Consider the following 10,913-nt stretch of genomic DNA (forward strand, 5'->3'; position numbering starts at 1 on the left):
AGGTTTTAGGGCATGTCCCAAAATCTACTTGAGGAGGAAGTCGGAGAGGGGAATGGTACGGGCCTCGCGATGCTCGGAATCGGCGATGTGGTCGGCAGGATATCCACAGACGAGCATGTGATAGGGATAGACGCCCTTGGGCAGATTGAACTGCTCCTGCGCCACCTCAGGCTTAAAATGGCCTACCCAGCACGTTCCCAGGCCCTGCTCGGTGGCCTCCATCATCATCTGATCGCAGACGATCGAAGTATCGATGGCACTCGAGTTCATCTGATCATACGGGCGCACCCAGGCATCATCGGTAACGCTGCAAATAAGGAAGATAAGCGGAGCGCCAAAGATAGACCCATCACGAGCAAACCGAGGCTGACAAGCAGCTGCCTTCTCCAGAAGCTCAGGCGTATCCAACACCATCACACGGGCTGGATGGTTATTACAAGCAGAAGGAGCAATGCGTCCAGCCTCAACAATGGCATCCACCACAGCCTGCTCCACAGCCCGAGCCTCAAATTCACGACAAGAATACCGACCCCGAGCCAGATCCAAATACCCCATAACCAAACCCTCCAAAGTCAGCAAATCAATCCAAGGTAAACCAAAGGGTACCCAAACCCCCATCCACCCAAACGCCCACCGAATACCAAAGTGTTCAATTGGGTATTAAAGGCCCCCTCGGCCAACCCCCCATTGCGCTCTAACTATCAGCCAAAGTTCCAATGGTGGTACGTAAGGCGAAGGGCCGGCCACGGTTTACTTTCGAACGACTCTGCAAAGCAGCCGGAGTGAGAAAGCAAACCGTGGCCGGCCCTTCGCCGCCGGGACACGTACCCCCAATTAACTGTTCTTCATGACAATCGAATCCACAACATCGGCCACATTCTCACAGCAGTCAGCGCAGTACTCCAGGAAGGCGTACACGTCACGCCAGGCGATGACCTCGAGCGGGTCCTTGCCGTTAACGTGCAGGTTGCGCATGGCGTTGATATAGAGCTCGTCGGCTTCGGACTCGATGGTGTTGATCTGGATGACGAGTTCGCGCAGGGTCTTGGACTTGCGGTAGTTGGGCAGCTCGACCATCAGGTCTTTCATGGCGCGGCAGGCGTCAGTCACCTTGTGGGCGATGACGATGGCGTCGGGATGGATGCTCTGGATGTTGGTGAAGTAGACGCGCTGCACGACGCCCTCAATACGGTCGAGCACGGTGTCGAGCGCGCAGCTCATCAGATCCAGATCCTCGCGCTCGAGCGGGGTGATAAAGGCGGTGAGCAGGGCGTCTTCGAGCTCGTGGTGCTTCTTGTCTGCCGCATGCTCAATCGCATGCATCTTATTGAGCATGTCGTGAATCTGCGCGGGATCGAAGTTCTCAAAAATCTTGGTGAGCAGCTCTGCGGCCTGGACGGCGAGGTCGGCGCAAGCGACGTAGTTGTCAAAGTAGAACGAATCGGGTTTCTTTGCCATGGGTGGGTCCTTTCGAGGCGAAGACGGGTGGGCGAAGTGTTGCGGTCCGGATGGACGTTCGGTTTGATTAGAGGAACATCATGAACAGCTTGGCCATGACAAAGCTGATGAGTCCGCAGGCGGGGAAGGTGAAGAACCAGGTGAACATCATGTCCTTGACGACTCCGAAGTTGATGGCCGAGAGGCGCTTGACGGCACCGACGCCCATGATGGCGCAGGTCTTGATGTGTGTGGAGGACACGGGGATGCCGGTAAGGGTGGCAAGCAGCAGGTTCGCGGCGCCCGCGAGGTCGGCGGAGAAGCCCTGATACTTCTCGAGCTTAACCATGCTCTGGCCGACGGACTTGATGATGCGCTCACCGCCCACGCTGGTACCGATACCCATAGTGGCCGAGCACAGCAGCATAATCCAGATGGGGATGCCGGCATCGCCGACGCTGGTCTGGCCGTTTGCGAAGGCCACGCCTAAAAAGAGCACGCCGATGAACTTCTGTCCATCCTGCGCGCCGTGCATAAAGCTCATGGCCGCGGCGCTCGCGATCTGAGCGTATTTAAAGAAGACATTGGCACGTCGCCTGTTGGCGGCGGCGAAAAGAATCGAGACGAGTTTGCACAGGACCCAGCCCATGACAAAGCCCAGGCCGATGGAGAGCGCCAGGCCGTAGATGACCTTCATCCACTCGTGGACGTTGACGCTGCTCGCGCCGCCGAGGGCGATAGCGGCACCGGTCAGGCCGGCGATAAGGCTGTGGCTTTGCGAGGTGGGGATGCCAAAACGCGACGCTGTGGCACCGTAGACGACGATGGAGAACAGCGCCGCGCACAGACAGGCGAGCGCCATGGTGCTGTTTCCGCCAAAGTCGACGATATGTGAGATGGTGTTGGCGACGCTCGCATTAAAGTGCGTCATGATGAGCACGCCGAGGAAGTTGAATGCGGCGCTCATGAGAATGGCGGCGCGGGCGGGCATGCAACGCGTAGTGACGCAGGTCGCGATGGCGTTGGGCGCGTCGGTCCATCCATTGACGAAGATGGCGCCCAACGCGAGGATCACGGTGACGGCAAGGACTGGGTTCGACACAATTTGGCCGAGGAAGGTTGAGAACGTTACGTCCATATATGGGCTTTCTCGAAGTTTGCAGACACGTTACAAAAACATGATAAATCGTATCACCTCCTGCGGGTCTCTTTACCGAGTTCTGATGGGAGAAGTGAACTTTTTGGCACTAAAATTGAATATTAGCCCTGTTGACCGCGGGTGTTCTTTTTGCTAACACGCCATGCGGACACGTGCGATTACTACGACACTCCAAAACCACAGTCTGTTCGCTTTACAACATGCAAACATGCGTTCGATAATAGGAGGCATGGAATATCGACAGACAGACGGCAAAACTCGGCGCGTACACAAGCAGTATGTGGACGTCGTGGCTCGCATCCTCGCGGGCGGACAAGTCGTGCCGGTCACCGTCTGCTGGGTCGACGGCCGTTGTTTTACGATCGACGAAATTATCTCGACCACCGGGTTTGGCCTGATGGTCCACGGCATCCGTACGGCAACATATAAGGTGCGTTTTGGCGGGCACGCGACCGAGTTGTATCTGGAGGACCAGACGCGCGAGCGGGCAGACGGCTCGCAGACACACGTGATGCGTTGGTGGGTCTGGGCCTTTGATCGTACGCTTGAGGGCGAGCGCCGTAGGTAAGGACGTGCGGCATTCGGGTACAATGGCAGGAATCTTGTTACCTACGGCGCTGTCGTGCGCTTTTTGAAAGGACGAAGTATGAACGATATCCAGGGCTATCAGAACGGCCCCGTCGAGAGCGGCGCAAGCCGCGCCAAGGAGATGTCGCCGCGCGCGTACAATCTCGCCATGTCTGCCCTGATCTTCTTGGGCTTTTGCGCCATGGGCGCCGGCGCCTACTTTACGAGCACCATGTCGTTTGCGCGCATGATGATGAGCGGCGCCGCCTTGCCGCTGGTCTTTGGCTCGTTTATTTTGACCATCGTCGGCATGGTCATGATGTCGGCCGCCGCCAGCAAGCAGTCCGTGGGCCTGTCCCTTGTGGGCTACGTAATCTTTGCGAGTACCTTTGGCCTGACCGCGTCGTTTGGCCTTGCCAACTATGACCTGCCCACCATCAACACCGCTTTTATCGCCACGGCCGCCATCACCTTTGTCTTTGGCGCGCTTGGCGTGACCTTCCCCAAGTTTTTCCAGCGTGTGTATGGCATCGGTTTTGGTATTCTGCTCGCCACTATTCTGGTTGAGATCGTGCTGATGTTCATGGGCGTTTCGCAGTCCATCACCGACCTGATCGTGATTGTGGTGTTCGCTGGCTTTATTGGCTACGACACCTATGTTGCCACGACGGTGCCGCCTACGCTGCCCAACGCCGTGCTCATGGCCTCTAACCTGTTCGTGGATATTATCAACGTGTTCCTGCGCATTCTGAACATCCTCGGCCGTCGCGACTAGTGGCGAATTGCGGCGGTGCTTGCCGTGCGTGCAAATCGATGCGAAAGGCGGTCCTTCGGGGCCGTCTTTTTTGTACGCGGCGGGGTATCATGGATGGGAAAAGCCGATAGCGGCAGAGACCGAGAAAGGTGACCACTTATGGCAGACGTCGACAACAGGAACCGTAACCGCAGGTCCAACCGAGCGGGTCAGCCCAATCCCAAGCGCGAGGCCCGTGCCAAGGCCGCCGAGCGTCACGTGGCAACTGTGTCCGAAGCGTGCGCCAAGGATATCGAGCGTTCGCTTGCCGGTGTTCGCGAGTTTGACGGTATGCCTGCCGGCTTTGTCTCGGCGATGAAGGCCAAGGTTCAGAGTGCTGTGGCCACCGAAGAACAGGTTGCCGAGGACGTCGAGGGCGCGGAGGCTGCCGAGGTCGAGGCGGCACCCGAGAGCGAGGCAGCGCCCGAGACCGAGGCAGCTCCTGAGCCCGTCGAGGAGCCTGCCGAGGAAATCGCCGAAGCTGAGTCCGCGCCTGCTGAGGAGCCTGCTGCGTCTCTGCCTGAGGTCACCGTGCTCGATGCCTCCGCCACGCAGGCCATCTTGGACAACGGTCGTGGCTATGCGCAGTTCTGCGACATGGCCGTGCTCGCCTTTGCCTCGTTCACCAACCCGGGCGGTGGCTATATTCAGGGTTATCTGGGCCAGGAGGCCACACTGTGCGCCGATTCGTATCTGTACAACGTTCTCGATAAGCAGCGCAAATGGTACGGCGAGAACCGTCGCCGCAACATCAACTGCGAGCTCTATCGTAACCGCGCCCTAGTGGTGCCTGCGGTGCGCTTCGACCGCAACCACGTGCATGCATACGCCGACGTGATCGTGGCCGCCGCGCCCAACGTTAAGCGCGCCCGCCAGGAGTATCGCGTGAGCGACGATGCTCTGCTGGATGCCCTGCGCGACCGCATTCGCTTTGTGCTTGCCATCTGCGACGAGCTGGGTCGCGAGAAGCTCGTGCTGGGTGCTTGGGGCTGCGACAACAACGGCTTTGACGCAGAGGCCGTGGCCGAGCTCTTCCGCAAGGAGCTCGCGTCGGGCGACTTTAAGGTCAAGCAAGTCTTCTTTGCCGTGCCTTCTACGCGCTGGGATGAGGATTTTGCCAAGTTCGAGCACGTGCTGGCAAACTTCCCCGAGCGCAACGAGGGGTCCTATGCTCAGGTTGCCGCTCGCGCTGCGGCAGCTCGCGCCGCCGAGCAGGCCCAGGCTGCTACCGAGGATGATGAGGACGAGGACGATTGGCGCAAGTACCTGTAACCGGTACGTGTTGACAGATAGGTCGAGCCGGCGGGAGAGGCTGCTCCCGCCGGCTTTTTACTAAAAGGAAGGGCTTACGATGAAAAACGTTCTATGCTTTGGCGACAGCAACACCTATGGTTACGATCCGGCGGGCATGCGCGACGGCACCGCGGTGCGCTATGCGCGGGATGTGCGCTGGTGTGGCGTGGCCCAACGTGACTTAGGCGAGGGCTGGCATGTAATTGAAGAAGGCCTCAACGGCCGCACGACGGTACGCGACGACATGTGCCATCTGGACACCAATCTTAACGGCATTCGCGCGCTTCCGATGATGCTCGAGGCCCATAAGCCGCTGGACGCCATTGTGATCATGCTGGGCACCAACGACTGCAAGACGGTCTTTAACGTGACGGCTGCCGATATCGCTCGTGGCGCCATGGCGCTGATTCGCGCCGTCCGCGCGTTTCCGTGGACCGACGCTGCGCCTTGTCCGCGCATTCTGCTGATGGCGCCTATCAAGATTAAGCCGCAGATCGCCGACGTATATATGACCGATTTTGACGAGCATTCCGTAGAAGCCTCGGAACATTTTGGTGAGTACTACGCGCATGTGGCTGAGCAGTTTGGCTGCGACTTTTTGAATGCCGCCGACTTTGCCGAGCCGGGCGATATCGATTATCTGCACATGATGCCCGAAAGCCACGAGAGCCTGGGCCACGCCGTGGCAGCCAAGCTCCAAGAGATGCTTGGTGAGTAGCGCGACCCAAAGCAGTACAGAAGTTCCCCTTGCGACGGCTTGTTTCGTTGGTTTGTTTTGATCTGTAACAGTTGTAAGGCCGAAAACGGGCTAGATGTTACAGATTAAGATTATTTAGGTCGATATCGGTCGTTTGTCTCGATCTGTAACATCTAGGGTCGATTTCGCCGAGTTGCTGTTACAGATTGAGATTTTCGTTTCAGCGGAATTTGAATGTCTCGATTTGTAACAGGTGGGCCGAAAAATGGACTCTAACTGTTACAGATCGAGATGTTTGTGGGAACCACCGCAAGGGTGCCTGTCCCCTTTGCGGTGGCTTGGGCTGCGAATCTTAATACTGCCACATGTGGTTGACGGGGCCGGAGCCTTTGCCCATGTCAAAGCCGGCGGCCAGAGCGCCTGTCAGGTAGGCCTTGCCGGCGTTGACGGCATTGGCAAGATCCATACCCTGGGCCAGCGCGCAGGCAATGGCGGACGAGAGCGTGCAGCCGGTGCCGTGTGTGTTATTGGTATCGATACGCTTGTGGCGGAACCACGTGGTGAGTGGGTCTCCCAGATGGTTGCCCTCGTCATCGAGTGGCGCGGGTTCGGCCAGTACATCGTTGGCCTCGTTGACAAGATGCCCACCCTTAACGAGGGATGCGCAACCAAAGCGGCGGGTGAGGAGCATGGCAGCATTTTGCTGCGTGCGCTCGGAGTCGACCTCATAGTCGAGCAGTGCCATGGCCTCGGGAATATTGGGCGTGATAACCGTCGCTAGCGGGAACAGGCGGCGGGTGAGCGCCTCGGCGGCATCTTCGGCAATCAGCCGCGCGCCCGAGGTGGCGACCATGACGGGGTCGACGACCACGTTCGTTGCGTTCCAGGCGCTCAAGCGGTCGGCGATGACTTCGATAATCTCGACAGAAGAAACCATGCCGATCTTGACGGCGCTGGGGCGGATATCGTCAAAAACGGCGTCTATTTGCGCGGCTACGATATCTGGCGAGATATCCTGCACGGCGGTAACGCCCAGGGTGTTCTGTGCGGTGATGGCGGTGATGGCCGTCTCGGCATACAGGCGGTGCGCCGTGATGGTCTTGATGTCGGCCTGAATGCCGGCGCCACCGCTGGAATCGGATCCTGCGATGGATAGAACGGCAGGTACCTTACTGCGATCCATGTTCGCTCCCTTGTTCGGTCGGAATCAAATGGGTCTATAAGCCAGCATTATAAAGATGCCCGGGCCGACTCTATGTCGAACCCGGGCGGGCGATGCAATCTTTACGCAAATGCAAGCAAATGTTCACACGTCAACAATTGACAGGCACCAGCTCGCCGACAGAAGCGGCCGCGGCGACAGGCTAGTCCTCCATGCCGAGGTCGATCGTGGTGCCCTCGAAGATCTTGTTGACGGTGCGGACGGCGCACATCTTGCCACACATGGTGCAAGTGCCCTCGGTGGCGGCGGGGGACTCCTCGTAGCGCTTCTTGCCCGTAACCGGATCGAGCGCGCACTCCCACATGGCGTCCCAGTCAAGCTTGCGGCGTGCCTGGCCCATCTTGTCGTCCATGTCGCGGGCGTGGGGCACCTTTTTGGCGATGTCGGCGGCGTGTGCGGCGATCTTGGTGGCCATGAGGCCGTCGAGCACATCCTGGGCGTTGGGCAGGCATAGGTGCTCTGCCGGTGTCACGTAGCACAGGAAGTCGGCACCGGAGCTGGCGGAGATGGCGCCGCCGATGGCAGCGGTGATGTGGTCGTAACCCACGCTGATATCGGTCACCAGCGGCCCGAGCACATAGAACGGAGCATTGTGGCACAGGCGCTTCTGCAGTTTCATGTTGGCGGCGATCTCGTCGAGCGCCATGTGACCCGGGCCCTCGACCATGACCTGGACGCCGGCGGCCCAAGCGCGCTTGCACAGCTTGCCCAGCTCGATCATCTCAGCGGTCTCGGTGGCGTCGTTGGAGTCGTAGAGGCAGCCCGGGCGGCAGGAGTCGCCGAGCGAAATCGTCACGTCGTATTCGTGGCAAATCCCGAGCAACTCGTCGTAGAACTCATAGAACGGGTTCTCGTTACCGGTGACCTCCATCCAGCCAAACAGCAGTGAGCCGCCGCGGCTCACGATGTTCATCAGGCGGCCGGTCTCCTTAAAGGTCTTGGTGACCGACTTGTTGATGCCGCAGTGAATGGTCATAAAGTCCACGCCGTCCTCGGCATGCGCGCGCACGACTTCGAACAGGTCGTCCTTGGTGAGCTTGACCAGCGGCTTTTCCATGTAGCCGATGGCGTCGTACATGGGGACGGTGCCTACCATGAGCGGCGTCTCGTCGATGAGCTGCTGGCGGAACTGGCGCGTCTTGCCCGAGTTGGAGAGGTCCATGATGGCGTCGGCGCCAAAGTCCTCGGCGATCTTGACCTTCTTCCATTCCTCGGCGGCATCGGCCTTGTCGCCCGAGATACCCAGGTTCACGTTGACCTTGGTGGACAGGCCCTCGCCGACGCCAAAGGCGCGCATGCCTTTTTTGATGTGCACGATGTTGGCGGGAATGGCGATGCGGCCGTCGGCCACGCGCTCGCGGATGTACTCGGGGTCGCGATGCTCGCGCTCGGCGACTTCCTTCATCTGCGGCGTGATCTGCCCGGCACGGGCGAAGTCGATTTGCGTGACGAGCTTGGGCTCGGTCTGTGTGCTCATTGGCACGGCTCCCTTCGTTGGCATTACCCATATCAGGTTTGCGGGTCAGGGCGGGCGCGCCCAGTCTCAGCCTGCCGTCTTGTCCTGCAAGCTCCCCGTTTATGTAATGGGCTCAAGTATAGCCTGAATGGGTACGATTGGGCCAACGAGCGTGCCTGTGGGGAGGCGAACATGGAAGACAAGCATCTATATCGAGAGACGCAATGGGATGTATCGGCCGAGGAAAGCCGTGCGCACCATGGCCTTGTCGCGATCGGTTTTGCGGTGCTTGCCGTGCTGGTGATTGCCTTTTGTATCTGGACGTTTGGTGGTCGCGGCGGCGCTGCATGGGAGTTTGAGGCCGACGAGGGCCTGCCGATTATGACCATGAAAGTTTCTGGTGGCAACACGGTTGCCGCACCGGGCGACTATTGGTATCCGCGCGACGAGTTTGTGCAGCTGCAGTTGAGCGGCGGGTCTATTCCGGGCGAAGAAATCGAACGCGTGACGTTTGATGAGGCACTCAAAACACTCATGGTGAAGCTCAAAGATCAGGGCGATGTGCCCACGACCATGGATATCGCTCTGACGGAGTGGCGTCTGGAACCTCCGTCGGGCGTTACGGTATCCGACGTAGAGCACGTTAAGATTACCTACCAAAATGGCTCGACGAGCGAGATTGCAAAGGCCGATGGCTTGGCGGAGTAACGGGGTGTTTGGAAACGGCGGGCCTATAGTGCCTGCGCGTTCATGAAAACCAGGGTGTTTTTGTCTGAAAGCTCGGGGATGTGCCGATAGCCGATGTTGAATGCGGTAAGTTCGCTTGCATCCTCGAGCTTGTTTTCTGCCATCCAGCGCACCATGGAGCCGCGCGCCTTTTTGCTGGCGGTCGAGCGCTGGATGGGCTTGCCGTTGCGGACACCTTCGCCAAAGAGACAAGTGACGGCCGTGACGTCGGCGGCAAGGTGGGGCAGAACGGCTTTGGCGTATTCCACGCTGGCGAGGTTGACGATCGTGGTGTTTGAGCCTGTCGGAACGATAGTCCGTGCGAGCTTATCGCCCCAAAACGCATAGAGGTCACAGACATCGTCGACGGCGAGCTTCGCGCCCATCTCCAGCCGATACGGTTCGACGGCATGAAAGGGGCGAACGCATCCGTAAAGGCCCGAGAGGATCCACAGGTGGCTTTGCAGCCATGCGAGCTGTGCGGAATCCATCACCTCAGGCGCCATGCTCTGGTACTGAATGCCGTGGTAGGACATGACGGCGGGAGAGACGTTACGGGCGATATCGGGATTGTCGAGGTCGTCGTTTTTCAGGATGGGCTCGAACTCATGCAGAGTGTCGAGGCAAGACCCCAGCAGTTTGTCGCTTACGTTCCAAAGCGCCTGCAAGCCGCCGCTGCCTTCATTTCGCTCGATATCTAGCAGCGCGCGGTGGAGGCGAGCCGTCTCGTGCGCAAAGGGTGGAATGCCCAGGACTTCAAAAGCGTCTTGGGCCGCGCGCATCTGCTTTGCGGGCGAAATGATGACCTGCAGCATGGATTCTCCTCTGCCAAAAAGAAGTTGCGGTGGAATAGTTCTTGTTTTGCCTGTTTAAAGGGCTATTTAGGAACTATTTCACCGCAACTGATGAGGGGCTAGTTAGGCACGCTCAATGAAGGCCTTGTAGCCGCGGTAGGCCTCGTAGATATCGGCCTTGTTGGCGACCTCCCACAGGGCGTGCATGGACAGGACGGCAACGCCGGAGTCGATGACGTTCATACCGTACTTGGCCATGATGTAGGCGATGGTGCCGCCGCCGCCTGCATTGACGCGGCCGAGCTCGCAGGTCTGGAAGTCCACGCCGGCCTCGTCCATGATGTCGCGGACGAGGGCCACGTACTCGGCGTCGGCGTCGTTGGAGCCGCCCTTGCCGCGGCTGCCCGTGTACTTGTTAAAGCACAGGCCGCGACCCATAAAGGCTGCGTTCTTGGTCTCGAACTTGCCGGCGTAGCCCGGGTCGAAGCCGGCGGACACGTCAGAGGAGAGCATACGGCTGTGGGCGAGTGCACGGCGCAGAACCAGTGGGCTATCCTCGCCGGCGAGCGTCATGATCTCGGCGACGGTGTTCTCGAAGAAGCGGCTCGTCATGCCGGTGGCACCCACGGAGCCGATCTCCTCCTTGTCGACGATGAGCGTGATGCTCGTGCGCTCCACGTTTGCGACGTCGATCTGGGCAAGCATAGAGGGGTAAGCGCAGACGCGATCGTCGTGGCCATAGCCCAGAATCATGGAGCGGTCCAGGCCC

General features: G+C 59.2%; 12 protein-coding genes. 5 read left to right on the plus strand and 7 right to left on the minus strand.

Annotated elements, in window-relative coordinates; translation table 11 throughout:
- Positions 1-24 precede the first annotated feature (24 nt).
- The 3 genes from ABHR76_RS08335 to ABHR76_RS08345 all read right to left on the minus strand — a co-directional run bounded on the left by ABHR76_RS08335 (position 25) and on the right by ABHR76_RS08345 (position 2,575).
- Complete coding sequence (locus tag ABHR76_RS08335) at positions 25-555, minus strand: nitroreductase family protein (RefSeq protein ID WP_346977336.1); 531 nt, start codon at positions 553-555, stop codon at positions 25-27.
- 279 nt (positions 556-834) lie between these two features.
- Entirely contained in the window at positions 835-1,458 is a 624-nt protein-coding gene (locus ABHR76_RS08340) for a DUF47 domain-containing protein (protein WP_138112201.1), read from the minus strand.
- A 67-nt stretch (positions 1,459-1,525) separates the two neighbouring features.
- Positions 1,526-2,575, minus strand: a complete 1,050-nt coding sequence (locus ABHR76_RS08345) for an inorganic phosphate transporter (RefSeq protein ID WP_117655139.1) — start codon at positions 2,573-2,575, stop codon at positions 1,526-1,528.
- Between the two features lie 250 nt (positions 2,576-2,825).
- Between ABHR76_RS08345 and ABHR76_RS08350 the strand changes: the two genes are divergently transcribed.
- The 4 genes from ABHR76_RS08350 to ABHR76_RS08365 all read left to right on the plus strand — a co-directional run bounded on the left by ABHR76_RS08350 (position 2,826) and on the right by ABHR76_RS08365 (position 5,967).
- On the plus strand, positions 2,826-3,164 hold the full coding sequence (locus ABHR76_RS08350; protein WP_346977337.1) for a hypothetical protein: 339 nt from the start codon (positions 2,826-2,828) through the stop codon (positions 3,162-3,164).
- A gap of 78 nt (positions 3,165-3,242) precedes the next feature.
- On the plus strand, positions 3,243-3,938 hold the full coding sequence (locus ABHR76_RS08355; protein WP_346977338.1) for a Bax inhibitor-1 family protein: 696 nt from the start codon (positions 3,243-3,245) through the stop codon (positions 3,936-3,938).
- 138 nt (positions 3,939-4,076) lie between these two features.
- The gene (locus ABHR76_RS08360; protein ID WP_346977340.1) at positions 4,077-5,228 is read left to right on the plus strand and encodes a TIGR02452 family protein; all 1,152 of its coding nucleotides are present in this window, start codon (positions 4,077-4,079) and stop codon (positions 5,226-5,228) included.
- A 79-nt stretch (positions 5,229-5,307) separates the two neighbouring features.
- The gene (locus ABHR76_RS08365) at positions 5,308-5,967 is read left to right on the plus strand and encodes an SGNH/GDSL hydrolase family protein (protein WP_195544807.1); all 660 of its coding nucleotides are present in this window, start codon (positions 5,308-5,310) and stop codon (positions 5,965-5,967) included.
- Between the two features lie 331 nt (positions 5,968-6,298).
- On the opposite strand, the gene thiD is transcribed toward ABHR76_RS08365, so the two are convergent.
- Together thiD and thiC are read right to left on the minus strand one after the other, a co-directional pair.
- Positions 6,299-7,129 (minus strand): bifunctional hydroxymethylpyrimidine kinase/phosphomethylpyrimidine kinase, encoded by an 831-nt coding sequence (gene thiD, locus ABHR76_RS08370; protein ID WP_346977342.1) that lies wholly within the window; start codon positions 7,127-7,129, stop codon positions 6,299-6,301.
- Between the two features lie 181 nt (positions 7,130-7,310).
- Entirely contained in the window at positions 7,311-8,645 is a 1,335-nt protein-coding gene (gene thiC / locus ABHR76_RS08375) for a phosphomethylpyrimidine synthase ThiC (protein WP_346977343.1), read from the minus strand.
- Positions 8,646-8,816: 171 nt separating this feature from the next.
- Between thiC and ABHR76_RS08380 the strand changes: the two genes are divergently transcribed.
- On the plus strand, positions 8,817-9,332 hold the full coding sequence (locus tag ABHR76_RS08380; RefSeq protein ID WP_346977344.1) for a hypothetical protein: 516 nt from the start codon (positions 8,817-8,819) through the stop codon (positions 9,330-9,332).
- Between the two features lie 23 nt (positions 9,333-9,355).
- Here the strand turns inward: ABHR76_RS08380 and ABHR76_RS08385 are convergent, their stop codons facing one another.
- Positions 9,356-10,165, minus strand: a complete 810-nt coding sequence (locus ABHR76_RS08385) for a YaaA family protein (protein ID WP_346977345.1) — start codon at positions 10,163-10,165, stop codon at positions 9,356-9,358.
- A 102-nt stretch (positions 10,166-10,267) separates the two neighbouring features.
- On the minus strand, positions 10,268-10,913 hold a 646-nt coding region (locus ABHR76_RS08390), incomplete at its 5' end, for a zinc-binding metallopeptidase family protein (protein WP_488212533.1).

The organism is Collinsella aerofaciens, assembly GCF_039752985.1.
GTDB lineage: Bacteria > Actinomycetota > Coriobacteriia > Coriobacteriales > Coriobacteriaceae > Collinsella > Collinsella aerofaciens_BT.